The organism is Lactobacillus sp. XV13L (genome assembly GCF_059900875.1).
The window spans coordinates 92,565-118,668 of sequence record NZ_JBWXGD010000003.1 but is presented as its reverse complement, the minus strand read 5'-3'; the positions used below and the strand labels follow the sequence as shown (position 1 = coordinate 118,668).

At 47.7% G+C, this 26,104-nt stretch carries 22 protein-coding genes; 4 read left to right on the top strand and 18 right to left on the bottom strand.

Annotation, left to right across the window (positions count from 1 at the left end; translation table 11 throughout):
* Window positions 1-66: 66 nt before the first annotated feature.
* From gap to AC2JF6_RS03300, 5 genes are all read right to left on the bottom strand, one after another.
* On the bottom strand, window positions 67-1,083 hold the full coding sequence (gap, locus tag AC2JF6_RS03320) for a type I glyceraldehyde-3-phosphate dehydrogenase (RefSeq protein ID WP_500729347.1): 1,017 nt from the start codon (window positions 1,081-1,083) through the stop codon (window positions 67-69).
* Between the two features lie 62 nt (window positions 1,084-1,145).
* Window positions 1,146-2,177 (bottom strand): sugar-binding transcriptional regulator, encoded by a 1,032-nt coding sequence (locus tag AC2JF6_RS03315; protein ID WP_500729346.1) that lies wholly within the window; start codon window positions 2,175-2,177, stop codon window positions 1,146-1,148.
* Window positions 2,178-2,617: 440 nt separating this feature from the next.
* Entirely contained in the window at window positions 2,618-3,646 is a 1,029-nt protein-coding gene (gene argF / locus AC2JF6_RS03310) for an ornithine carbamoyltransferase (RefSeq protein WP_500729345.1), read from the bottom strand.
* A gap of 179 nt (window positions 3,647-3,825) precedes the next feature.
* A complete protein-coding gene (locus tag AC2JF6_RS03305; protein WP_500729344.1) occupies window positions 3,826-5,364 on the bottom strand; it encodes an SH3-like domain-containing protein in 1,539 nt (512 codons plus the stop codon).
* Window positions 5,365-5,519: 155 nt separating this feature from the next.
* A complete protein-coding gene (locus AC2JF6_RS03300; protein ID WP_500729343.1) occupies window positions 5,520-7,058 on the bottom strand; it encodes an LBA0864 family S-layer associated protein in 1,539 nt (512 codons plus the stop codon).
* Window positions 7,059-7,245: 187 nt separating this feature from the next.
* Here AC2JF6_RS03300 and AC2JF6_RS03295 point away from each other — a divergent pair, with 187 nt between their 5' ends.
* Entirely contained in the window at window positions 7,246-8,688 is a 1,443-nt protein-coding gene (locus tag AC2JF6_RS03295) for an APC family permease (RefSeq protein ID WP_500729342.1), read from the top strand.
* An 88-nt stretch (window positions 8,689-8,776) separates the two neighbouring features.
* Window positions 8,777-9,241, top strand: coding sequence for a Fur family transcriptional regulator (locus tag AC2JF6_RS03290; protein ID WP_500729341.1), 465 nt, complete (start codon window positions 8,777-8,779; stop codon window positions 9,239-9,241).
* Window positions 9,242-9,273: 32 nt separating this feature from the next.
* Here AC2JF6_RS03290 and AC2JF6_RS03285 read toward each other — a convergent pair whose 3' ends face one another.
* Window positions 9,274-11,022 (bottom strand): SH3-like domain-containing protein, encoded by a 1,749-nt coding sequence (locus tag AC2JF6_RS03285; protein WP_500729340.1) that lies wholly within the window; start codon window positions 11,020-11,022, stop codon window positions 9,274-9,276.
* 172 nt (window positions 11,023-11,194) lie between these two features.
* Between AC2JF6_RS03285 and clpP the strand changes: the two genes are divergently transcribed.
* On the top strand, window positions 11,195-11,779 hold the full coding sequence (clpP, locus tag AC2JF6_RS03280; RefSeq protein WP_500729339.1) for an ATP-dependent Clp endopeptidase proteolytic subunit ClpP: 585 nt from the start codon (window positions 11,195-11,197) through the stop codon (window positions 11,777-11,779).
* 149 nt (window positions 11,780-11,928) lie between these two features.
* Here clpP and AC2JF6_RS03275 read toward each other — a convergent pair whose 3' ends face one another.
* The 6 genes from AC2JF6_RS03275 to AC2JF6_RS03250 form a co-directional block, all read right to left on the bottom strand.
* Entirely contained in the window at window positions 11,929-12,303 is a 375-nt protein-coding gene (locus AC2JF6_RS03275; RefSeq protein WP_500729338.1) for a hypothetical protein, read from the bottom strand.
* 854 nt (window positions 12,304-13,157) lie between these two features.
* Window positions 13,158-13,901 (bottom strand): class II aldolase/adducin family protein, encoded by a 744-nt coding sequence (locus AC2JF6_RS03270; RefSeq protein ID WP_500729337.1) that lies wholly within the window; start codon window positions 13,899-13,901, stop codon window positions 13,158-13,160.
* A gap of 6 nt (window positions 13,902-13,907) precedes the next feature.
* A complete protein-coding gene (locus tag AC2JF6_RS03265) occupies window positions 13,908-14,165 on the bottom strand; it encodes a hypothetical protein (RefSeq protein WP_500729336.1) in 258 nt (85 codons plus the stop codon).
* Window positions 14,166-14,185: 20 nt separating this feature from the next.
* Complete coding sequence (locus tag AC2JF6_RS03260) at window positions 14,186-15,730, bottom strand: PTS galactitol transporter subunit IIC (RefSeq protein ID WP_500729362.1); 1,545 nt, start codon at window positions 15,728-15,730, stop codon at window positions 14,186-14,188.
* Between the two features lie 20 nt (window positions 15,731-15,750).
* The gene (locus AC2JF6_RS03255; RefSeq protein WP_500729335.1) at window positions 15,751-16,068 is read right to left on the bottom strand and encodes a PTS sugar transporter subunit IIB; all 318 of its coding nucleotides are present in this window, start codon (window positions 16,066-16,068) and stop codon (window positions 15,751-15,753) included.
* A gap of 11 nt (window positions 16,069-16,079) precedes the next feature.
* Window positions 16,080-16,547: a PTS sugar transporter subunit IIA gene (locus tag AC2JF6_RS03250; protein WP_500729334.1), complete on the bottom strand. Its 468-nt coding sequence runs from the start codon at window positions 16,545-16,547 to the stop codon at window positions 16,080-16,082.
* Window positions 16,548-16,823: 276 nt separating this feature from the next.
* On the opposite strand from AC2JF6_RS03250, the gene AC2JF6_RS03245 reads away from it, so the two are divergent.
* Complete coding sequence (locus AC2JF6_RS03245; RefSeq protein ID WP_500729333.1) at window positions 16,824-17,606, top strand: DeoR/GlpR family DNA-binding transcription regulator; 783 nt, start codon at window positions 16,824-16,826, stop codon at window positions 17,604-17,606.
* A gap of 33 nt (window positions 17,607-17,639) precedes the next feature.
* Here AC2JF6_RS03245 and whiA read toward each other — a convergent pair whose 3' ends face one another.
* The 6 genes from whiA to uvrB form a co-directional block, all read right to left on the bottom strand.
* A complete protein-coding gene (gene whiA, locus AC2JF6_RS03240; RefSeq protein ID WP_500729332.1) occupies window positions 17,640-18,575 on the bottom strand; it encodes a DNA-binding protein WhiA in 936 nt (311 codons plus the stop codon).
* Between the two features lie 5 nt (window positions 18,576-18,580).
* Window positions 18,581-19,609, bottom strand: coding sequence for a gluconeogenesis factor YvcK family protein (locus AC2JF6_RS03235; RefSeq protein ID WP_500729331.1), 1,029 nt, complete (start codon window positions 19,607-19,609; stop codon window positions 18,581-18,583).
* A 4-nt stretch (window positions 19,610-19,613) separates the two neighbouring features.
* On the bottom strand, window positions 19,614-20,492 hold the full coding sequence (gene rapZ / locus AC2JF6_RS03230; RefSeq protein ID WP_500729330.1) for an RNase adapter RapZ: 879 nt from the start codon (window positions 20,490-20,492) through the stop codon (window positions 19,614-19,616).
* A 119-nt stretch (window positions 20,493-20,611) separates the two neighbouring features.
* A complete protein-coding gene (locus tag AC2JF6_RS03225; RefSeq protein ID WP_500729329.1) occupies window positions 20,612-21,151 on the bottom strand; it encodes an HdeD family acid-resistance protein in 540 nt (179 codons plus the stop codon).
* A gap of 51 nt (window positions 21,152-21,202) precedes the next feature.
* Window positions 21,203-24,055, bottom strand: a complete 2,853-nt coding sequence (gene uvrA / locus AC2JF6_RS03220; RefSeq protein ID WP_500729328.1) for an excinuclease ABC subunit UvrA — start codon at window positions 24,053-24,055, stop codon at window positions 21,203-21,205.
* On the bottom strand, window positions 24,045-26,084 hold the full coding sequence (uvrB, locus tag AC2JF6_RS03215) for an excinuclease ABC subunit UvrB (protein WP_500729327.1): 2,040 nt from the start codon (window positions 26,082-26,084) through the stop codon (window positions 24,045-24,047). The genes uvrA and uvrB overlap by 11 nt, the downstream gene beginning before the upstream one ends.
* Between the last annotated feature and the right edge of the window lie 20 nt (window positions 26,085-26,104).

Genomic DNA, 26,104 nt, shown 5'->3' with positions numbered 1-26,104 from the left:
AAAAGGCGGAAGGAAGAATTTCCCCTCCGCCTTCTCTTTTACTGCTTAATAATTAATTTTATTAAATTAAAGAGTAGCAAATTTCAACAAAGTACGAACCATTTGGCAAGTGAATGAGTATTCATTGTCGTACCAAGCAACAGTCTTAACCAATTGGTTGTCGCCGGCAGTGGTTACCATCGTTTGAGTTGGGTCAAAGATTGAGCCAGCAGTCATACCAACAACGTCGCTTGAAACGATTTCGTCGTCAACATAAGCGTATGAAGGACTCTCGTACTTCTTCATTGCTGAGTTAACTTCGTCAGCAGTAACCTTCTTGTCAAGGATTGAAACCAATTCAGTCAATGAACCGTCAGTAACAGGAACACGTTGTGCGTGACCGTTAACCTTACCGTTCAATTCTGGAACAACCAGACCAATGGCCTTAGCAGCACCAGTTGAGTGAGGAATAATGTTAACAGCGGCTGCACGAGCGGCACGCAGGTTACCACCGCGAACAGGTCCATCCAAAAGCATTTGGGTTGAAGTGTAGGCGTGAACAGTAGTCATAGTAGCTACCTTGATGCCAAATTCTTTTTGCAGAGCGTTAACCATTGGAGCCAATGAGTTAGTCGTACATGAACCAGCTGAAACAATCTTGTCGCTTGCGTCCAAAGTACTGTCGTTTACGCCGTAAACGATGGTCTTCAGGTCGTTGCCGGCAGGAGCTGAAATGAGGACCCTCTTGGCACCTGCGTCAAGGTGAGCTTGTGACTTAGCCTTGCTGGTGTAGAAGCCAGTACATTCAAGAACAAAGTCAACGCCGTCTTCCTTAACCCACGGAATGTTTTGTGCTTGTGGTTCAGCGTATACGCGGTACTTCTTGCCGTCAACAACGATTGAATCGTCTGTAGCTGAAACTTCGTGGTCAAAAGTGCCATGAGTTGAGTCGTACTTGAGTAGGTGAGCGAGCATTGCTGGGGTAGTCAAGTCGTTAATTGCAACAACTTCGATATCCTTTGACTTTTCGCCCAGATCCATGATCCGACGGAATGCTAAACGACCGATACGGCCAAAGCCGTTAATACCAATTTTAACTGTCATTTTCTAAAGTCCTCCTTAAGAACTATTTTAGAACTGTAAACATCAATTATTTTAAATGGGCCTTAAATCCCCTTTAAAATCTTCTTTGAGGCACCCTCATCAGTAATTAACCAGGTTTGATGAGGGGCATTAGGCATATAGGCCTTAATCGCTTTGGCCTTGCGGCCGCCGCAAGCAAAGGCAAATATGTGGGGTATTTTGTTGAGATTCTCGAACTGCAGGCCAACCTGATGCACGCGGTCGACAATCTTGCCATTGCCATCGAAAAAACACCCAAAACATTCGGTGACAACCTTCTTCTCGCGCAGTTCGGAGAGCCGAATTGAGTCGTACCCCCGTCGCCGCGCCATGTCGTGTGCCAGGCCAATGCCATGAATGACGACATCCGTCTTAGAGATGTCCTCAAGCACGTCCGCAAACGCGGATTCACGGATAAGCGACTTGTAAGCCGCCGAAGAAACCTGCTCGGGCAAATACAGTGTCTTATACTTGCCCCCAGTCTCCAGCGCCATTTCCTGGACAATCGTGTTGCTTTGGATCGCAACATTTTCACCCAGGGCACCGCGTCCCGGCACAAATTCTAGCTGCCGATTTTTACCTAAATTTTTAGACAAGTTCCGCGCAGACCTGGCTAGGGCCGCCCCACCGAGCACCGTGATGATCGAGTGCCCCAGGGGCAAAAGCAGGTCGAGGGCCGCATTCAGCTCCTCGCCCATGCGCTCGTACACAATCTCCTGCAGGTCGCTATCACCGGGAACAATAATCGTTCGTTCAATGCCCAGTTTATGCGCCAGGTCAATTTCACTTTGACGAGCGTTGAACAAGCGGTCAATGAGCGGTGCTGCGCTCTGCAAAATCTTCTTGCCCTTTTCCGTCATGAACATGCCAAAACTCTTGATTTCAATCAAACCCAAATCACGGAGATAATCCGTTTCCGTTCGCACGTTTCGTTCAGAAAGTCCCAGGGACTGCGCAATGCTTCTGCGCCCAACGGGTGCGCGAAGCGAGATTTGCTCAAGGACAAGGTATCTTTGCCGAAAAACTTTTAAGATATCAGGAACGAGAGCTTCAAGCACCGGAAATTCCGAGTTCATAATTTCGCTCCTTCCGCTGGGACATTTGTGACCCATCTTTTGTCATTTTATGTCCCGGTAGGTCTAAAAATATAAGAGAAACGTAGAATTACAACTAGTAAATCTTCATCCCTCAATCGACACCTCTAGTATAACAACCCGCCCCAAAATATTCAAGCAAAAAGAGGGCAATTTGATTTTTGCCTTTGTGCCTTTACGCTGGCACGCCATCTTGCTCTTTTTGAAAAAAAAACAATTCCACTTTGCGCTTTTTTCTGTTATACTATTTATCGTATTGATTTGGGTCCTTAGTGTAATGGATCGCACGTAAGATTCCGGTTCTTAAAATCTGAGTTCGACTCTCAGGGGACCCATCAAATATTTCACGTTAAAAAGAGTGGTCAGGTGCTGCGCGCACCCGGCCACTCTTTTGTTTTCCGCAAATTTTCTATGACTTTTTACTATTCGTCAGCGTCTTCTTCCAGCAGCGCAGCCAGCTCACTTCGGTAGCCTGCAGCTCGCTTTGCTGACGCCTTTTTCACAGTCGGGGCAAGCAGGTAGGCAAATACCGCCCTCATGGCCGTCTTCTTATTCGGTGCCTGCTGCCAGGCAATCGAATATTTGCCGTCCAGGACCTCAGCGGTAACTTCTTCGCCCCGGTTCGCCGGCAGGCAGTGCATGAACTTCACATTAGGATTGCCTGTTTTCTCAAGCATGGCCACATCTACCCTATATTTAGGGTAAAAGATTTTCATGTACTCTTTTTTGGACAGCTGCTGGTCATATAGACCGTACCAGACATCTGTATAAACGAAGTCAGCGCCTTCAAGCGCACCCTCATCCTCCGTCAGCGTGATTGACCCGCCACTTGCAGCCGCAATTTTCTTGGCCTGGCTGAATTTGTCTGTGGGCATCCATTTTTCTTGGGGACCATACTGGATAAACTGCATCCCCATAATGGCACACAGCATCATTATCGACACGGCAATCTGGGTCGCATCGCCCACAAACACCAGCTTGATCTGATCTAATTCTTTTCCAGCCGGCATGTGTTCCATAATCGTAATCAGATCGCCCACGGCCTGCAGCGGGTGGTCCCGGTCGCATAAGAAATTGACGACGGGCGCCGCCGATGCTTCCGCTAACGCGACAACCTCCTCGTGCGTGTCGGCGCGGATGCCAATGATGTCAACCAAATCGCCCAATACACGGCCGGTGTCGGTTAAATTCTCGTGGCCGCTTTTTCCCAGTTGGATTTGCCCCGGTGCCAGGTACAGGGCGTGGCCGCCCAGCTCCGTCATTGCCGTTTCCGCCGAGGTCCGCGTTCTGGTCGAGGTCTGTTCAAAAATCATACCCAGACTCCGGTTTTTTAAAAGCGGCGGGTAATAGCCGTGTCCGATGGCCTCCTTGATCTTTAGGCCCAATTGGGCCAAGTGCAGCATTTCTGCTCGTGAAAAATCAGCAGTATTGATAAAATCGCGCTTATGCATAAACATTCTCCTTATTGTTGATTATTTCTTTAACTGCCCTAATGTTACATGATTCCGTATATTTTTTGTAGTCTTGCATACCTTTTATAGAAAGTCTTAAACATTGCACGGCAATTAAATAAAAGGCGGCCCGCAATCAAAGCCGCCGCTCGTTTATGATGAAGAAATGCCGCCAAGTATTACGTGGTCCTGCCGACCGTCAATTCGCCGCGCTGGGCAAATTCAACGTAGAGTCTGCCACCCGCAACCGACAGCCCCTCGATTTCGCGCCGCACGTTCAACGGGTAGGTGGCTCGGCAGGTTCCGTCTCGAGCCACCTTGAAGATGTAGTCGTTGAAGGCAATGTAGAACTGGTTGTGGCGCGGATCGTAGGTGAAGCCCTGGACCGGCGAATGGTTGCTGATGAAGTCGCTGTTCGTGGCGCCCACTTCAACCGGCGTCCAGGTGTCGCCTGTCCTTGTCACCTTCCAGTATTCGTAGCGGTGGTGACTGCCGTTATGAAACAGGCAGTACATGGTGTGCCCATCGGCAAACGTTGCGTTGTGGATGTAGCGCCCCGTCAGCTTCTTTTTGGTCTTGTTCCAGATCCTAAAGCTCCAGATTTGGTTAACACACAGGTCCGATTTGCGAATCTGCAGGATTTCCTCAGACCTTGTAGCGTTTTTATAGGCGTTGTCATTGGCAAGGACGTAAATATACTTGCCCGCTGCACTGATTGACTGCCCGTGCCCCAATTTAATGTAGGGACTGACCTTGATGTGGGCGGCGTATTTTTTAAACGTCCCCCACTTCAGGCCGGGAAGATTCTGCGCCTTGTACTTCTTGATCCGCTTCAAGTCGTAAGAAACCAAGTGGCCCTTTTTGTCACGGCTTGAATTGAACACCGCAACGGTAAAAGTGGAGTGGCGAACCGTGATGCCTTGCGGAATGATGCCCACTTGCCCCATGCGATCCGCTGCCTTGTGGTAGTCAAGGCTAACGAACCGGGGCTGAAAGAGCTTGGTCTTCAGGGTCAGGCCGCCCCCGTAAAACGTGTTCGGCCGGGTTTCAAAGGTAAAATGGTGCTTGGCATTCCAATTGCGCGACGTGGACTTCGAGCTCCCCTTCCACGTGGGGACGGGAAAAGGGCCCCAAATAGGCTTCTTGCGGGCGCGAGCAATGCCTTCCTTAACATTGTCGCGAACCGTCACGGCGACGCTCGCCCGGGCCTTGCCGTAGCGGTAATCAACAATCGTCCTGCCGGGCATGCCGGAGTTAATGTCCGAGTGCGAGACCCGCACCCGCGATACGTCGACGGCAGTGCCGCTTGCGTTGGCAACGTAATTAATTGCATCCCGCGTATTGAAGAAGTAATCGGCATTCTGCACGAGGCTGACCTTCTTGGCAACTGCTATGCGGTTGCGCACAAAGAAGTTCTGGTTAACCCAGCCCACGGGACGCCCGTCCACGATTATTTTCCAAAACTTGCCCTTTTTGGTTTTACGCCACTGTTTAGACTGAATCTGTGCGTGTTTAAAATACTTCGTTGAGGTAAACCTGCCCGTCGGCCCCTTCTTTTTAACGTGGTGGTAAATGGCATAATTGCCCGTGCCGGCAATCTTGGTCACGGCCTTATGATAGCTTTTTGCATATGCGCAAGTAGTGCTGCCAGCAAAAAATAAGCCGATTACGGTTGCAGCCCCCACAATCAGCAGCTTGCTTCTCAATCTTCTCCCCATTAATCCGTTTCCTTTCAATATTCGTATATATTATTTTTGCACTAAGAGCAAATAGAAGCAATGGAAAGTTGGTGCTTGATACACCTTTAAGCAAAAATCTAGCACAAAAAAAGCAGCCCCGTGCTTGAAGCTGCCTTAATTCATGTATAAATTTTTTACTTAATCTTGCCCGCAGTCAGCTCGCCGCGTTGAGCAAATTCAACGTAGAGCTTGCTGCCTGAAGCCGACAGGCCCTCGATCTCACGCTTAACGTGCAGGCGGTGGGTCTTCTTGTATGTGCCGTCTTGAGCGACCTTGAAGATGTAGTCGTTGAAGCCGATGTAGAAGTTGCCGTGACTTTGGTCGTACGTGAAGCCCTGAACCGGTGAATGGTTGCTAATGAAGTTGCCCCTCGTGGCACCAACTTCAACCGGCGTCCAGGTGTCGCCTGACCTTGTGACCTTCCAGTATTCGTAGTAACCGTTGCCGCCGTTGTGGAACAGGCAGTACATGGTGTTGTCACCGGCGAACGTTGCGTTATGAATGTAGCGGTTGGTGTGGCCGGACGACGTGCCGTTCCAGATCCTGAAGCTCCAAATCTGGTTGATCTTCATGTCGGACTTGCGGATCTGCAGAATTTCTTCGGACTGACTGGAGTTGCTGGACGTATTGTTGTTGGCAATGACGTAGATGTAGCTGCCCGACGAACCGATAGCCTGGCCGTGACCCAGCTTGATGTACGGGCTGACCTTGATGTGCGAAGCATAACGCTTGAACGTCGACCAGTTAAGGTCTGCCAGGTTCTGCGCCCTAAACTTGTTAATGTGGTTCAGGTCGTACGACACCAAGTGGCCATTCTGGCTGCTGCTGGATGTGAATTCCGCAACCGTGAAGTTGGAACCATGAACGGTAATGCCTTCTGGGATGGGGCCAACCTGGCCCATCTGGTCGCCTGCCTGGTGGTAGCCTAAACTGACGAAGCGCGGCTGGAACAGCTTGGTCTTCAAGGTCAAGCCATTTGCGCGAAAGGCGTTTGCCCTGGTCTCAGCGGTATAATTGTGGGCCGCGTTCCAGTTGCGGGATGATGACTTCGAGCTGCCCTTCCAGGTGGCAACGGCCTTGGGTCCGTTTTTAGGCGTAATGCCAGCGTGCGCAATGCCCTCGTTCTTATCTCCGCGAACGGTGACGCTAACGCTTGCTTTGGCCTTGCCGTAACTGTAGTCAACCTTCGTTTCGCCCGGCGTGCCCGAGTTAATGCTTGACTTAGACACGCTAACCTTATTTGGACTGACGGCGGTACCGCTGCCGTCGGTCACGTAGTTGATGGCATCCTTGGTCCTGAACGAAAAGTCCGGATTTTGCGCCAGGCTAACCTTCTTGGCAACCGAAATCTGGTTGCGCGCAAAGAAGTTCTGGTTAACCCAACCAACGGTGCGGCCGTCAACGATAATCTTCCAGAACTTGCCCCGCTTAGTTGCAACCGAATTTTTCGATTGAATCTGAGCGTGCTTGAAATACTTAGTTGACGTAAATTTGCCGAATGGTCCCTGCTTAGAAACATGCCGATAGATTGGATACGTCTTGCTTCCCGCAATCTTCGTGACCGCCTTGCGGTAGCTTTGGGCATTTGTCACAGAATTATTGCATCCCACGAATAGGCTCGCTGCGATTACCGTACCGGCAATCAATAACTTAGACTTGACTCCTTTTTTCATTTCACTTTTCCTCTTTTTCTCTTTTTCCTTTCAAGTTTCATATATTAATTATTTTGACACTATTATATTGACGAATCAATAGTTGTTTTGTATGTAAGTACTAAAATTCGCAGATATAATAGTATTACACTCTTGTTTGGTATATAATTAGGCGGTTATCACTTTTTATTTAGGGAGAACAGATTATATGATCGAATCACAGAAACAAACAAAAAAGATGGTGTGGACGACCCTGGCGCTAATGGCCTTCTCCACCGTCTGGGGCTTTGGCAACGTTGTCAATGGCTTCGTGTACTTCAACGGGACACAGGTTGTCTTCAGCTGGATACTTATCTTCCTGCTATTCTTCATCCCGTATTCACTCATGGTCGGTGAACTTGGTTCCGTATTCAAGGAGTCCAACGGCGGCGTTTCCTCGTGGGTAAATGCCACAATGGGACCCAAGTGGGCCTATTACACCGGATGGACCTATTGGGCCGTGCACGTTGTCTATATTTCAAGCAAGGGTACCGGTGGATTAAGGGGCATGTCCTGGGGCATCTTCGGCAACACCAACTGGTACGACAGCATTCCTACTTCCTGGACGCAACTGGCAACCCTGGTCGTCTTCCTCTTCTTCTGCTGGCTCGCAAGCCGCGGCGTTTCCGTCATCAAGACACTGTCAACAATCGCCGGCTCATCAATGTTTATCATGTCGCTTTTGTTCATTATCATGATGTTTGCCGCACCGGCAATTAATCCGCACGCCAGCTTCATGAACATTGGCTGGCACTGGAAAAACTTCGTGCCCAACTTCAACATGCAGTACTTTACTTCCCTGTCCATTCTGGTCTTCGCTGTCGGCGGCGCGGAAAAGATTTCGCCTTACGTCAACAAACTGAAGGATCCTGCCCGCAACTTCCCGAAGGCAATGCTCGGATTGTCGGCAATGGTCATGGTATCGGCCATCTTAGGCACCATCGCCCTCGCAATGATGTTCGATACCAAGGCGGTTAACAACAACCTCAACGAATATATTTCTAATGGTCCTTACATGGCCTTCAACCGGCTGGGCGAATACTATGGCCTGGGCGGACTGTTCATGTATATCTATGCCTGGTGCAACGTTATCGGCCAATTTTCAACGCTTGTGCTCAGCATCGACGCACCGCTGAGAATGCTTCTCGGCAGCAAGGAAGCCAAGGATTACATCCCCAAGAAGCTCCTGAAGGTCAACAAGCACGGGGCCTACATTAACGGCATCTGGATGATCGTAGTTCTTTCCGGCGGCCTGATCGTACTGCAGGCCCTGCTGCCCGATGCTCAGGCGGTTATGGCCCAATTAATCAAGCTCAATTCGATTGTGATGCCGCTGCGCTACCTGTGGGTGTTTGCTGCTTACATCGCCTTGCGCAAGCAAAACGCTAAGTTCCACACGCCGGGCAACTACCAGATGACCAAGCACCAGGGGCTGGCATACGTCGCAGGCATCTGGTGCTTTGCCATCAACCTCGCCTGCTGCGTGCTCGGCATCTATTCGTCAGACCCGTATACGTTGGCTTTGAACATCATCACTCCAATTGTACTGGTTCTACTAGGCTTGATTCTGCCGGCTATTAAGCACCGCCAGGATGCCAAATTCGTATCATAGTATCTAAAGATTAATTAAGCCGCCTTGCAAAGGGCGGTTTTTGCTGTGTAATAATGCTAAACTATAGTTAAGCAAAGGAGATGACATTGTGGTAGATTATCTTAATGCAGCCGAAGATTTGCTGCACACCCACCATCTGAAAGTCACAAAACCCCGATTGAAGATTCTTTCTTACCTGATGACACACCACAATCACCCCACCGCTGCGACTATCCTTGAAGCAATCAGTGATGGAAAACGCCAGCCGACATACCGCGCAACCGTTTATAACACGCTTAACAAGCTGGTTGAAGCCGGTGTGGTGGTTGAAATCAAGAATGGCGATGAATCCCTGCACTACGACTACTTTGTCAAGCCTCACTTTCACATTATCTGTACTAGTTGTGGCAAGATTGCGGATGTCTTCTACCCCGACTTTAGTGCGGTTGAAGCGCGCATGCGCATGGAGGCCGAAAAGCAGACCGGTTACGTCGCATCCACAAGTCACCTGGAGATTTACGGGCTCTGTCCCGATTGCCAGAAAAAAAGCGCAGAGCAAAAAAACAAGAGCTGAGAAGCTCTTGTTTTTGCATTACTAATGCTTGATTACTTGATTTTTGCGCTGGCCAGCAGCTCTGCACGCTGGGCCAAGTTAACGTATAACTTGCCGCCACTGACCGACATGCCTTCGATCTCCCGACCGGTGTCGAATGAATAAGTATCCTTCAGCGTGCCGTCACGGCCGATCTTAAAGATCAGGTCGTTGAAGGCCAGGTAGAAGTTCTTGTTCTTGGTGTCGTAAGTGAAGCCTTGAACCGGCGCATTGTTATTGACAAAGTTGCCGTCGGTCTTGCCCACCAATTTTGGATACCAGTTGTCGCCGGTACGGGTTAGCTGCCAGTATTCGTAGCAGTTGTTATCGGTGTCGTGGTAGACGGCATACATCTCCTTATCGGAAACGATCACGCCGTTTTGGAAGTAGCGCGGGTTGGTCTCGTCGCCGACCCAGGTCTTGAACGTCCAAATCTTGTTGATCTGCAGGTCACTCTTGCGGATCTGAACCAATTCCATTGAATCAGTCGTTTGCTTCAGCGTGTTGTCGTTGTTCAAAATGTAGACGTAGTCGTCGCTGGCGCCCAGTGCCTGGCCGTGGCCAATCGGAATGTACGGGCTGACCTTGATGTTCGCAGCAAACTTGTTGAAATCCTTCTGCGACATGTCAAGCATGAGCTGGGCATCGAACGGGTTGGTAATCTTGCTCATGTCATAGCCCACAATGTGGCCGGAGGTCAGGTTCGTGTGACTGAGCAGACTCGTGTAAGCCCAGTTGTTTGATACCGTCACGCCTTCTGGAATGTGACCGACCCGGTTGATGTTGTCATCGCTAGGATCCTTTACGCTGAGCAGAACCGGCTGGTACAATCTTGTCTTCAAGGTCAAGTTGCCACTGGTTAAGGTGTGCTTTTCCGTTTCGGGAGTGTACTCGGTTGGGCTAATGTAGTTGATGGATGAACCGTAGTGGGTCTTCCACGTCTGGTGGTCGCTAGTTCCCGGTCTGGCCGTGATGGTGTTTACCGCATTCTGGTCGGCAATCCCTTCGGTCGTGCTCTTTCTTACCGTAATCTTGACCACTGCCTTGGCATCGCCATAGGTATACTTAATCTTGTAGGTCTTAGGCTTTGAGCAGTCGATATTTTCTTTTGAAACCTTGACCTGTTCATCCTGACTGTCAATCACCGTGCCCATAAAGTTGGTAACGTAAGAGATAGCATCACGGGTGGGAAAGGTGTAGTTTTCATTGCGCACCAGTGAGATGGTCTTGGGCACTGCGATTTGGTTTCTCGCAAAAAACTTCTCGTTGACGTAGCCAACCTGACGGCCATTAACGTAAATGCGCCAGTAGCGCTGCTTCTTGGTCTCAATCAGTTGGTCTGACTGGATGTGGCTGTACTGGAAGTTGATCCCATCGGCCACTTTCTTGTGCACCTTGCCGTTGGTAACGCTCTTCCACACCTTGTAGTTCTTGTTGCCAGCCACCTTGGTCATCATCGCGTAGCCGGTAACGACCTGCTTAGGCTTCTTTTTCTTAGGCATAGGCTGATCACTAGCATCATCCTGCCCCCCGTTATCAGCCGCTTCGTTGTCCGTTGCACCAGGCTTGTTTGCATCGGTCTTGCCGCTGTCACCCGTCTTGTTAGCGGGTGCCGCGTTTGCAGGCTGATTCGTGCTGTCCTGCCCCTGTGGCTGAGTGTTGTCTGAATCTGCCGCAACCGGTGTCGCCGATAGCTTGGCTGAAATCAGCAGGCCACCCAGCAGTGTCATCGAAATCGTCGCAAATTTTTTAAAACGCTTCAAAACATTTCCTCCAAATCAAAATTCTATATTGCTATTATATAATACGGATGCTGTAACAAAGAATACAAAATCAATACACTTTCATTGACAGCCTTTAGCGTAAGTGCTTTAATTAGCACTGTACTTATTAGAGTGCTAATTAAAAGAGAAACATAAATTTAGGAGGTAAAATATGCTTGTACCTACAGTTATTGAACAAACTGCCCGTGGCGAACGCGCTTATGACATTTATTCCCGGTTGTTGAAGGACCGCATTATCATGCTTAGTGGCGAAATCAACGATAATATGGCCAACTCAATCATTGCACAGCTGCTGTTCCTTGATGCTCAGGATAACACCAAGGACATTTCGCTTTACATTAATTCACCGGGTGGCGTGATCACTTCCGGTCTGGGCATAATGGACACCATGAACTTTATCAAGTCCGACGTCTCCACGATTGCTATTGGCATGGCTGCTTCAATGGCATCCATTCTTTTGACCAGTGGTGCCAAGGGCAAACGCTTTGCCCTGCCGAACTCCACCGTCTTGATTCACCAGCCGCTTGGTGGCGCGCAGGGCCAGCAAACCGACATTCAGATTGCAGCTAACGAAATCCTGAAGAACCGGGAAAAGATTAATGAAATCCTGCATGACACGACCGGTCAACCGCTGAAGAAGATTCAAAAAGACACTGAACGCGACAATTACATGACCGCCCAGGAAGCCAAGGACTACGGCCTAATTGACGAGATCATGGTCAACCAGAAGAAATAACCAAGCAGATTTAATCAGAATAAGGGTCTGGGAAATAAGTTTTTCCCAGACCCTTTTATGCGGTTAATAAAAAAAGGTGGCGTGCTATCAGCGCACCCAGCCACCTAAAAGGTTTATGCCAATCTCAGAATCTAAATACAATAAAATTTCTATCCTTTGCTTTGCCTCTTATTCTGAAAATTGGCCTGATAAATCAGGCAGTCAAACAGAATTATCAAACCGATGTTTAACAACAGGATAAAGAAGATCAGCAGCGGGTGGTTCTGCTGCTTGTCCGTCCAGTTCATTAAGCATTGCAACTCAAAACTGATTGCTGGGCCCTGCATGATCAAGCAGTAAATCAGGTCGTTGCCGATTTGTTCAAGCAGCGTATTCCCCTCTATAACGATCCAGGTTGTGGCTATTATCGATATCAGGTAGCCGTTGACTGCCCATATTAAAAAGACGTAAGGCTCTCGATTAAATAAGGATATCCATATTGGACTTATTAAGATCAGGACGGCTCTTATTATTTTGTTTTTCATTTGTTTTACCCTTTAAATTTTGCTTTTCTAACCAAGAAAGCGTAATTTCGGGGCATAACCCTTGCCGGTAGCCTGAAAAAAGCGCTTTTCCTCGGCTATACAGCACAAAAGCCGAAATACCCTTAATCTTGCCATCCTTTTCGAATGCTATCATCCGCGCTTTGAGTTAAAATGGCGCGTGGCAATATCATTGAGCATCATTTGCCGCTTTTATCACGCCCGCAGAAATCACTGCCGGCTGAATAATCGCGACTGCAAGCATTGACCACAATGAATTGCGCCCTTTTAAAACATAACTATTTCATGATAGAATAATTCAACTATTGCTAGTTAAATTAAATTATAAATTATTTATTATTAATTGTAAACATTATTTATTATTATTTTTTAATTTTTTGTTTTTATTCATCGGTAGTCGGCTTCTATTAATATCAAGCACAACAAACACGTCTTCATCAAATAGTTTTGCCAGTGCACAATTAAGCTAGGGGGAGTAATCCTGAAAAAAAGCAGTATTTTGCTAAGTCTAGTCATATTATTTTTTCCAATTAAGATCTGAAGCTTGAATCGACTACCATAATTTTTTTGTGACCCTGTGCTAATTATCTTGGCCACGTGGCGACCACTGTAGACTTCTTTAATTAGCCTAAGCGCCTGTGATTTTTGTTCGACGGTAACTTTAACCATAATAAAACCGCTAGATGGCTTGGAATCCAATCTAGCGGGTTTACTTCACCGATTGATTTAATTGTAGAACTATTATTATGACTTTGATTAAAAAGAGGCTAAACAGTGATATTATCACGAATACGTTTAGCCTCTTTTATTTTTGAATATGTAATTACTCTTGCTTTTTAATCAATCATGCCGTTAGTACTTTTCCCTCGTGATTGATACTGGTCTATAATTCCTAATTTCTTGAAAATTGTCTGTTTATAAGCAATTTCAGCATTCCATTCTACAGTCTCTAAAACTTCTGCGGCAGCATGCAAATCCGTTTCGGTAATCAAAATCCCGTGGCTATTGAGCAAAAAAATATTCTCCTTAGCATCATCGCCTAATTTAACCAGTTCATCGTGAACTAAATCTGCTAATTCTTTGCTACATGCTTCCCGATATGGTAAACATTTGATTTTTCCTAATGGAATATTAAATGATGTAATCTCTGTTAGATTAGGCATATCCTGTCCCATAGTAGCCCAAAACATGCTTTTAGGTGCATGCGAATGATAAACAACTTGAATACCACTATTTGCTTTATATGCACCTATATGCATATTTATTTCACGGGTCAATCGACCTTCTCCCGCTAACTTTTTACCGGTTTCCATATCAATAACAAGAATTTGCGAAGCACTTAATCTTGAGAACCACGCTTCTGACATAAACGTTGGCGTCATCAATAGATAATCATGATTTGCATAATATGTTTGTCCATCATAAGAAAAAGTTTCATCTGGAGTAATCTTGATTGAAATATTGCCGCCAGCAACATTAGTCATTTGGCGATTGAACATTTCTCGTGCTACTTCAGCAATGTCTTTTCTTTCATTTTCAAATGGCAATCTTTCTTTTGTAATATTATAGTTCTCTATCATTTTATTTTATCCTTTTCTATTTCTTTTTAATTGTTTACTTTTAGCACGTGCTTTTTGATATCTAATTTCCCTTTGTTGATTATACTTTGCAAAAATAACTGGATCTCCGTATTTTGCAATAAACAGACCAAATAAAGTTACACTTATACAACCCAAAATATTTTCTGTTACTATTGCTTGAATTGTCAGAATTACATTGATGAACAGCGCAAATGACCACCAAATTTTTGAATAAGCCTTAGAAAGGGAAGTTTTGTTTTTCATGTAAACACTTTCCTTCATAATCAGCCATTAAAATTGCTAAAATCTGTATTATCAATATCAGACAAATTGAATTTTCTTTTAAATTGGACATCTGACTTTCTTTTATGCACATTGGCAAAGTCTAGTCCGTCAATATTAGAAATTGTCCAACTATTATTTACCGGTTCTGCACTGTTCGATGAATCAAGCACAATACTTTCATCAACTAAATTCAGATTAGTGGCATAACGTTTACTTGGTAACGCTACTTTGTTTTGATCTTTATATAGCCAAATGAAAATTAGAAGCCAAACCAGTGCCGCAACAATGGCCCACCACTTACCATTAAAAGCCTGCGCAAAAAACAATCTAAAATCTGGTCCTTCAAAAGTTGACCAAGAGAGTTGCTGACCAGCACTCACATGAACTGCTCCCGTAGACTTCGCTAAATTAGTTATAACAGGCGCAAAATACGTAGCGCCATATAAGAACAATGGTGTAGTTATAATTCCCAAGGTAAGCATCCGCCACAAGTTAGCGCCAGTTAAGAGAAGCGCAGCAACTACGAATGATAAATTAATAATTCCTGCAAATGGCAAAACGGTATTTCCAGGTAAAAACATTGCCATAATTAACATAACGGGTACAAGAATAATAACAGTAACCCATAGCTCATTACGACCTGCAAGAATTGGCCAATCTAATCCAATGAAAACTTGACGACCCTTGAAATGCTTTTTCATCATATCGTTCATAGCACTCGCAATAGGATTCAAAGCCTCCATAAATAATTTAGAAATCATAGGAAACATTGTCATCGCTGCAGCGGCTTCGATTGCCAATTTTAATGAACCAGAAACAGAATATCCCGCTCCAAAGCCTAGCAAGACCCCAATAATTGCACCCATAACTGAATTATCTGCGAAAATACCAATTTTCTTTTGAATAGCATTAGCGTCCGCTGGCTTATTCATAATTGGAATGAAATCTAATAACTTATTCAGTGGCATTAAAACTACTGCAAATAATGTTATAAAGTGCGGAACAGTCACTCCAGGAATCCCGGTCATGTCCTCAATATGCCTTTGCCACATATCACCAGCTTTGAGCTCTAGAACAATTTGAATACCTGCAACAATAAATCCGTAAAATGCGTTATGTGTAAAATATAGCACAACAACATAGGTGAATATTTTATTCCAAACATTCCACATATCAACGTTCAATGTTTTCGTCCAGTTAAAAGTTAACATAACGAAATTAATTAATAGTAAAAATGGAAAGAATAGAAATGCGGCCTTGTATGACCACGTAATAGCTGCTACTCCTGGCCATCCCTGATCAATTGCGTTTAAACTCAAATGCAACATTTTTGACATGGCTTTAGCTGCAGGCGAAATTGAATCCGTCATGTAGTTGACAACCAACGTCATTCCACTAAAGGCAACACCCAAAGTTAAAGACGCCTTTACAGCCTTGCTTAACTTTAATCGTGCAATTATTGAAATTATGAACATAATCAAGGGTACAAAAACAGCAGCACCCAAATTTAAAACATAATTAACAATATTTTTTAGTATTTCCATTTGCATTCATCGCCTTTCTTTTAAGCCAGACTTTTCAAAGACATCATTGCATTAACAAGTTCCAAATATGTTTTGTCACCTTTGGATCCCGTTAAGATATCGACACCATTTATTTCAGGTATACCTTCTTTTTGACAAATACCATGAATTTCCGGAGTTGGTTTTGCCAGCCAAACATAGATATCGTAGTTTGATAAAACACTTGCCAATTGCTTAAAGTCTGTAGCCTCGACTTCTACCCCTCTAACTTGGTGCTCTTCCAAAAATGATTTCACAGAGCCAACGACTGTTTCACTAGTAGCAATTCCACTTCCACATGCAACGACAATTTTTAACATGATAATCTCCTTCAAAATCTATCAACTAAATACTTATATACTTTGGCTGGTTCATCTAGCCTTTTAAAGCCATCAACAAAATTTTTATCATTCATTAATTGCATAAACCGTTGCAGCAATTTAACCTGCAATTCTTGTTTTTCTTTAACAATTCCCAAAAAGAAGAAATTTCTGGTACTCATCTCCTCGTCAGTGCCCATCTGTTTCATAACAATTTCTTTTTTAGTTTTTACAACCGCAATAAAAGCTTTGTTAACATTTTCTGGATTTGCATGTGGCAAAGCTATGGGAAGATATTGCGTTTCTAATCCCGTAGGAAACTCATCCTCCCTTTTGCACAGAGCATCAAAATAGCTCGATTTCGTTACTCCAGATTCAGTAAGTTTCCGTGCAATTGTTTGATATAAATCATCTCTATCTGTAGCATCAACTCCTTCAAAAATTAATTCTTTTGTAAACAAGTCGGCATATTCACTCATCTTTTCCTCCTTTGTTCATTTGTTTGAACTTTTATGAACTTTTATTTTACACATAATATTATAAAACGCTTTCAATAGATTAGCAATAGTATTTATTTTTTATTGCAAAAATAAATAGTTCAAAAAAATTCAATCAAATAAGATATATAATATTTTTTTGCATGATAACTTGCTATTTAAATTTATTTAGTCGCTGTAAACGCTATAATTAAACATATCCAAACGAAAAAAAGAGAACCAATAAGGTTCACTCTCAGAAATTTAGGAGGAGTAATTTTGAATATATCTAAGGCCGATCGACTACAGAAAATAATTGAAATTTTAGCTCACAACAAGAGAATTAGTACTAATGTTCTACAAAAAGAACTTGGAATAAGCATTTCTACTTTACGAAGGGACCTTATTAGCCTCCAGGCCACTAATACAGTTCAGCGCACCCATGGATACGTTAGCTTGCTAGAAAATTCTAACGTTGAAATAGCATATGCAACTAGAAAAAGTGAAAATGTTACGATTAAAAACAAACTTTGTAAATATGCTGCAGAATTAATTACTGATGGTGCTGCAATTTTTCTTGACGGTTCGTCAACATTAACTTTTCTACCAAAATATTTTGCAGGAAAGAAAAATATTCATGTAATTACTAACAACATTAACATTGTTGACGAGGTTACGCAGCTTAAAAACATTGACTTATCAGTACTAGGGGGCCAAGTTTCCTACCGTTCTAACTCCATTCTAGGACCCAAAGCAATTGATGATTTAAATCATAATTATCGCCCAAATTTAACTTTTCTTTCATGTAGTTCCATTGACAGCAGAGGAATTTATATGGCTGATGAAAACCAAACTTTCATGAAAAGAGCTGCTATTAATCGTGCACAAAAAACTATTTTCTTGATTGATCACAGTAAATTTGGCAAAAACGACTATATCCTGCTTTCTGACTTTGAATCAGATAAAATTCAAACCATTATTACCGATAAAGTCCCCGCAAAAGACATAGTTAGAAGCATCGCCCATAGCGGAATTGAACTGATTGTTGCCTCAAGCCACTAAAAAAAGAACCCTTCACCAGTGAAGGATTCTTTTTTATTCGCCCAGGCTCTTGGCCAATTCATGCAGCTTCTGAAACCGGTGGTTGGCTCCCGACTTGGAAATGGGACCATCCGGCACCTGCTCGGCCACTTCTTTCAGCGACAATTCGGGGTTGGCAAGACGCAGACGGGCCAGACCCTGCAACTTTTCGGGAATATTGTCCAGGCCGATTTTGCGCTCAATCAGCTCAATGTCCTCAACCTGCTTGGCGGCCGCCGTTGCCGTCTTCTTGAGGTTGGCCGTGTCACAATTGACGAGGCGGTTGACCGAGTTGCGCATGTCGCGCATGATGCGCAGGTCTTCGAAGGCCAGCATGGCATTCAGGGCGCCGACAATGTGGAGAAAGTCGCCGATTTTTTCGGCTTCCTTAACGTAAACGATGTAGCCCCGCCGGCGCTTAGTGCTCTTGGCATTCAGGTTAAAGTAATGATTCATCAATTCAAGCAGGTCATCGTTGTGGTCTTCGTAAGCCGAATAAACCTCAAGGTGATAGCGGCTCGTTGCGGGGTTATTGACGCTGCCGCTGGCCAGAAAAGCACCGCGCAAGTACGACATCGCCCCCTCGCGTGATGCGGTAATCCGCTTGGGAATCCTGGTAATGAGACCCGCGGACGGCGACAGTATTTCCAGGTTGGCCAATACTTCGCGCACGTGCGTCTGCAAACGTACCAGGTACTGGTTGTTCTTCTTCAGCTTCATCTTGCGCGACACGATTAGGAGCGGCTCAATCCGGTACGCGCTCTTGATCAGTGAGAAGATGCGCCGCGCAATCGCCGGGTTTTCGGTCGTGATATCCAGACTGAACTGGTGATCATGGTAGTTAAGCACGCCGTTCATACGCAGAAAGGCGGCCAGTTCCGCCTTGGCGTGCTCGGAATGAATCGGCAGCGCCGTAAGTTCCTTCTTCACCCCGCTAGCATAGCTTGCCATATCCGCTATTCCTTTCTGCGTGCCATCGCGGCGAAGGCCAGGTTGATAACCTCGCGCGCCACTTTTTTGCCGTCATGGAACACTAGTCCGCTGCGCTGATCAATGAAGTCGTCGGTGATCACGCGGCAGCCCTCTGCGCGCAAACCCGCGAAATCATTCTTAACCGGCTCCATGTACGCATCGTAGTCGCTGGGGTTGAACTTCCCCATGTCAATCTTGGCACCATTGACCAGGGTCGTGTCGATGTAGTGGCCGCCAAGGTGCTTGTTGATTACCGCCACGTGGTCCCGGTCCGAAAAGTGGTCGGTCTCGCCGAGCTGGGTCATGATGTTGCAGATGTAGATCACCTCTGCCCGGGTCTTACGGACGGCTTCGCCCAGATTGGGGATCATGAGGTTCGGCAGGATGGACGTAAACAGGCTGCCCGGACCCAAAACAACGGCATCGGCCTGCATGATTGCCGCCAAAACGGGGGCAACGGCTTCGGGTGCGGAATCTGAATTGGTATTGGTAACCCAGATGCGCTTGATGCGCTTGTCCATATCGGTGATTTCCTTTTCACCAGACTGAACGGTGCCATCGATAAACTCGGCGTTCAAGGTCAGGGGTTCATTGGACGCCGGATACACATGGCCGTCCACGTTCATCATTTGGGACAGTGACTGGACGGCGTCAAAAATATTGCCGTGCATCTCATTGAGGGCCGCAATAACCAGGTTGCCAATCGCATGGCCTGAAAAAAAGGAGTCCGATGAATCAAAGCGGTACTGAAAGATGTCTTTTGCTTCTTGGGAAATATTGCTCAAGGAAACAAGGACGTTGCGAATGTCACCAGGCGGAACCACGTTAATGAAGTTGCGAATCGAGCCCGACGAGCCCCCATCATCAGATACGGCCACAATTGCTGTTATTTCGGCATCCTTGTCCTTTAGTGCATTTAGCACTACGGGCAAGCCCGTGCCGCCACCAATTACAACTACCCGTGGCCGCTTGCCGGTGGCGGCTCTGCCCGTTTTGTTATTCTTATAAACCATTTTTTCACCTTTTCTTCGTATACCGGCTAATTTCGCGGTGCGTGATATCAACTGCGTAATTCTGGGCTAGATCATGGGCTAGCTGCTGGGCGATTGCCACGCTGCGGTGCTGGCCGCCCGTGCAGCCAATGGCAATCGTCAACTTGCTCTTTCCCTCTTTGATATAGCCAGGCAGCGCACTCTGGATGAGATCAAGCAGCTTCCGGTAGAAAGTCACCGTTTCTTTTTTATCCATAACATAGTCAAAGACGCGCTTGTCCAGTCCCGTAAACGGGCGCAGTTCCGGAATATAAAAGGGGTTGGGCAAAAAGCGGACATCCATCACGATGTCGGCATCGATCGGCATCCCGTACTTAAAACCAAAAGACATCACTTCGATTGCAAACTCCTGCTTTTGCTTGCCGCTGAACTCCGCGATGAGCTTTTGCTTTAGCTCCTTGGAACTCAATTCGGAAGTGTCAATGATGTCGTTTGCCCGATTCTTAATGCCCGTCAAGATCTGCCGTTCGTTCTTAATACTGTCAAGGAGCCGGCCGCCAGAACCAAGCGGGGGCACCCGGCGCGTTTCCTTGTAACGGGCAACCAGGGTATCATCAGATGCATTTAAAAACACAATACGAGTCTGGACGCTGCCATTGTCCTCGAGCGAATTCACTTCATCGAGCAGGTCCTTATAGAAACTCTTGATTCGCAAGTCCAGCACCACGGCCACCTTCGTGAAGTCATCCGAATCAACAATTAAACTCCAGAAGCTTGGAAGCAGCGTCGGAGGCAAATTATCAACGACAAAGTAGCCCATATCTTCGAGCGCATGTGCGGCCACGGTCTTGCCTGCACCACTCATCCCCGTCACAATCAACAACTGTTTTTTATCATCAGCCATATTGCCAGCCTCCCATTACAAAAATTATAACATACCGGGCGTTTCACAACTTTTTTATGCAAAGTTTATGCAAAAAAAAAGCTCTTTACGAACTTTTATTATTGCTTTATTATCTTTGCCTAGCGGTTGACGAAGGCTGCCACAATTTCGTTTAGCCCAAAAATAAGCAGCCAAAACGACACGAGCCAGATCAGCGTCAAGGCGGACAAGGCAGGATTGAACATCAGACTGACCGCAATCAGCAATCCGAGTACATTCAATATTATGTTCATCCACGAGTAGATGCTGGAAACGTTGCGCAGGTGCCACGAAAAGATGATCCCCGAGATTGAGTCAAACAGAAACCAGAAGGCAAACAGGTACGCAATCGTGAGGCCACCAGCATCGTATGAATAAAGAAACATGATGCCGATGAGAATATCCAAAACCCCCGAAACAATTGACAACCAGCTGTTCGGTATCAAGTAGCGGAAGCGGCTGTAAATCGCCAGCCAAACAAATCCCTGCACAATCGACAGAATGGCAAACAGCAGCACAAACGCGTGCAGAGCCGTACCGGGATGACGGATTAAGAATAAGCCGGCAACTATCATTAATACACCGGAAATGAAGGCGGCCCAGTTAAAGCCCCGCTTCTCCCCGAAACTAAAATTATCCATCTTTTTTCCTCCTTGTGGACTATTTTACTCTTTATCCAAATTAAATGAATACTATTGGATTGAATTCTTAGTTGCACGCCTGGTGAGAGCCGTATCCCGCTCGAGAATCGGCTTAAGGTACTGCCCGGTGTAGCTCTTTTTGACGGTAGCGAGCTGCTCCGGGGTACCCGTGGCAACAACTTCGCCGCCTCCTTCACCGCCTTCAGGTCCCATGTCGATGAGCCAGTCTGCATTTTTAATCACGTCCAGGTTGTGCTCAATCACCAAAACGGTATTGCCCTGGTCAACAAGCCGCTGCAGAACCTCAAGCAAGCGCTTGATGTCATCCGTATGCAGACCAGTGGTCGGCTCGTCCAGGATGTAAAAATTCTTGCCCGTTGACAGCTTTTGCAGTTCCGCAGCCAGCTTCATTCGTTGGGCCTCGCCGCCGGACAGCGTCGTGGCCGACTGGCCCAGCTTGACGTAGCCCAGGCCAACGTCAACAATCGTCTGCAGCTTGCGGGCAATCTTGGGGATGTTCTTGAAAAAGTCGCAGGATTCGCTAATGGTCATATCCAGGACCTGCGCAATATTTTTCTTGCGGTAAGTGACTTCCATCGTTTCCGAGTTGTAGCGGCTGCCGTGGCAGACCTCGCATGGCACATAAACGTCGGGCAAAAAGTTCATTTCGATCTTGATGATGCCATCGCCGTGGCAGGCCTCGCAGCGGCCGCCCTTGACATTGAAGGAGAAGCGGGCCTTAGTGTAGCCCCGCAGCTTGGCCTCGTTGGTCTGGGCAAAGAGCGCCCTGATATCGTCAAAAACGCCGGTGTAGGTGGCGGGGTTGCTGCGCGGCGTCCTGCCAATCGGGCTCTGGTCGATGTCGATGATCTTTTCGATATTCTTGTAGCCCGTAATCGACTTGTACTTGCCCGGCTTCGTCTGGTTGCGGTTTAATTTTTGGGCCAGTGCCCGCTTCAGGATTGTGTTGACCAGCGTCGACTTGCCGGAGCCAGAAACGCCCGACACCACTACAAACTTGCCGAGCGGAAAGTCCACCTTGAGGTTCTTCAGGTTATTTTCGGCTGCACCCTTCACGGTAATTTTCTTGCCGCTGCCCTTGCGCCGCTTCAGCGGCACCGGCACAAACTTTTTACCGGCCAGGTACTGCCCCGTCAGTGACTGAGCACTTTTTTCAACTTCCTGCGGACTGCCAGCTGCCATCACCTCGCCGCCATTCGCGCCCGCACCGGGACCCATGTCAATCAGGTAATCAGCCTGCCTCATGGTCTCGTCATCGTGCTCAACCACAATCAGGGAGTTGCCCAGATCGCGCATCCGCTTAAGGGCCGCAATCAGGCGGTCATTATCGCGCTGGTGCAGCCCGATGGACGGTTCATCAAGCACGTACATAACGCCCGACAAGTTGGAACCAATCTGCGTAGCTAGCCGTATCCGCTGGGCCTCGCCGCCCGACAGGGTATTGGCCGACCGCGACAGCGTCAGGTAATCGAGTCCGACGCTGTTTAAAAAGTTTAAGCGGTCCCGCACTTCCTTTAAGATCGGCTTGGCAATAGCGGTCTCCTGTTCATTGAGGTCAATCTTGCCAAAGAAGTCGAGTGCACGGTTGATGGGCAATTCCGATGCTTCCGCAATGTCTCTGCCCATCACCTTGACGGCTAGCGCCTTGCGGTTCAGCCTTTTACCGTGGCACGTGGCACACGTGAGCTCCGTCATGTACTTGCCCATTGCATCCCGCATGAACTTCGACATCGGGTGCAAGTAGCGCCGCTCCACGTTGTCCATCACGCCTTCGAAGGGCGCAGTGGCATCGTTCACGCCAAAGTCGCCGGTAACGTGGAACTTGATTTTCTTGTCAGAGCCGTGCAAAATCGTCATCTGCTGCTTGGCTGTCAGCTTGTTAAAGGGCTTGTCGAGTGGGATCTTGAGTGCCTCACAGGCCTGCTCTAGCATCGCAGTGTAATATTTGGAGTTTTTCCAGGGGACAAGCGCACCTGCAGCCAGCGTTTTGGCACGGTCAGGAACCACCAGGTCCTCGTCAACGGCCAGCTTGACGCCCAGTCCATCGCAGTCCGGACAGGCACCAAAGGGGGCATTGAAGGAAAAGAGCCGGGGCTCCATCTCGCCCACCGTGAACCCGCACTGGGGACAGGCGTAGTATTCCGAAAAGTTCAGCGTCTCACCGCCAATGACGTCAACGTTCATGTAGCCGTCCGACAGACGCAATGCGGCTTCGACCGAATCGAACAGCCGCGACCGGATACCATCCTTGACAATCAACCGGTCGACCACGATGTCGATTGTGTGCCGCTTGTTCTTATCGAGGTCAAAATCCTCGCCAATCTCGTGCATCTCGCCGTCAACAATCACGCGCACGTAACCGGCCCGCTGCACCCGCTTGAACACCTCCTTGTGCGCACCCCGCTTTGCCCTAATCACGGGGGCCAAGAGCTGAATCCGGCTGCGTTCTGGCAGGGCCAAGATGCGGTTAACCATCTGTTCAACCGACTGGCGTTCGATTGGCGTCCCGTCATTGGGACACAGCGGGTGCCCTACCCGGGCCCAGAGCAGACGCAGGTAGTCGTTGATTTCCGTGACCGTTCCAACCGTAGAGCGCGGATTGTGCGAGGTCGTCTTCTGGTCAATTGAAATGGCCGGATTCAGCCCGTCGATTGAATCGACGTCCGGCTTGTCCATCTGCCCCAAAAACTGCCGGGCATAACTCGACAGCGACTGCACATACCGCCTGCGTCCTTCCGCGTACAGCGTATCGAAGGCCAGCGAGCTCTTGCCCGAACCCGACAGGCCCGTAATTACAACTAACTTGTCCTTGGGAATCGACAGGCTAATATTCTTCAGGTTATGTTCCCGTGCACCACGGATAACAATTTTATCATTTACCATTTAGTGTTTTTCCCTTTTTCTTAATCGGTTTGCGCGTTGAACTTTCAAGTTCCATGATTGCGTCGCGCAGAGTGGCAGCACCTTCGAAGTCCAGCTTCTTGGCCGCATCCTGCATCTGCTTGCGCAGGTCTTTGATCATGTCTTTCTTCTGCTTGGCGGTTAATTCGTCGAAGTTCAGGTCGGCAAAACTGTCGCTATCAGCCACTTCCGCTACCTTGGTGGCAGAGATGACGTCCCGGATCGGTTTGACAATCGTCTGCGGCGTCATGCCGTGTTCCTCATTAAACTTAATTTGCAGCTTGCGCCTTCTCCTGGTTGCCTCAATGGCTTGGCGCATCGAGTCCGTGATCGTATCGGCGTACATGATGACCTCGCCGTGGGCGTTGCGCGCGGTCCGACCCATCGTTTGTACGAGCGGCCGGTAGGCACGCAAAAAGCCTTCCTTGTCCGCGTCGAGGATTGCGACCAGGGAAACCTCCGGGACGTCGATGCCCTCACGCAAGAGGTTGATCCCAATCAGGACATCATACTTGCCCAGGCGCAAATCCCGCAGGATCTGCATCCGTTCCAGCGTCTTAACGTCGGAGTGCAGGTACTGCACCTTGATGCCAAGGTCCTTGAGGTAGTCGGTCAGGTCTTCCGACATCTTTTTGGTTAAGGTCGTGACGAAAACACGCTCGTTGTTCTCAATGCGCTGGTTGATCTCGCCCACCAGGTCGTCAATCTGGCCCTCGACCGGCCGAACCTCTATTTGGGGGTCGAGCAGTCCGGTCGGCCTGATAATCTGCTCCACCTTGTGGTCGGTGCGGGCCAACTCGTAGTCGCCCGGCGTTGCCGACACGTACATAATCTGCCGGACGTGCTTTTCAAATTCCTCTAATTTAAGCGGCCGGTTATCAAGCGCAGAGGGCAAACGAAAGCCATAGTCGATCAACGTCTTCTTCCGGTTGCGGTCACCGTTGTACATTGCGCGAATCTCTGGCATCGTGGCGTGCGACTCGTCAATCAGAATCAAAAAGTCATCGGGGAAGAAGTCGAGCAGGGTATACGGCGGCTCGCCCTCCTTGCGCCCCTCCATGTGCCGTGAGTAATTTTCAATCCCGTTGGTGTAGCCGACCTCACCCATCATTTCCATGTCAAACGTGGTCCGCTGCTTGATCCGTTCGGCCTCAAGCAGCTTGCCCTGCCCCTCAAAATCCTTTACCTGGATTTTCATTTCCTGCGAAATAGCCTTGAGTGCCCGGCGCAGTTGCTCATCGTTGGTCATGAAGTGCGTTGCGGGAAACAGCGAGATGCTTTCCCGCTCCCCAATCACCTCGCCGGTCAGTGAGTCCACTTCAACGATACGGTCGATTTCATCGCCAAAAAACTCAATCCGGTAGGCGTGGTTGGAGTTGCCCGCCGGAAAGACTTCGACAACGTCTCCGCGTACGCGAAAACGTCCACGCTGGAAGTCAATATCGTTGCGGTCGTACTGGATGTTGACCAGGTTGCGCAATAAAACGTTCCTGCCGTAATCGTCGCCCTCATGGATGGTAATCACGCTGGCCGCATACTCATGCGGGTCCCCTAGCCCATAGATGCAGGACACGGACGCCACCACAATGACGTCGTTGCGCTCCATGAGGTCGCTAGTCGCCTGGTGGCGCAGCTGGTCAATCTCATCGTTGATCGCCGAGTCCTTTTCGATGTACGTGTCGGACTGGGGCACGTAGGCCTCGGGCTGGTAGTAGTCGTAGTATGAGACGAAGTAGTCAACCGCATTGTGCGGGAAAAACTCCTTGAATTCACCGTAGAGCTGCCCCACGAGGGTCTTGTTATGCGAAATCACCAGCGTCGGCTTGTTCAGCCGGGCAATAACGTTGGCCATCGTGAAGGTCTTGCCCGTCCCCGTGGCCCCCTCAAGGATCTGTTCCTTATAACCCTTTTTAAAACCAGCCGTCAGTTGATCGATTGCCTGTTCCTGGTCGCCCGCCGGCTTAAACTTGGACACAAGTTCAAATTTGCGTTTATCTTGTCTTTTAATCATAGATTCGCTCCTCGTAAAAA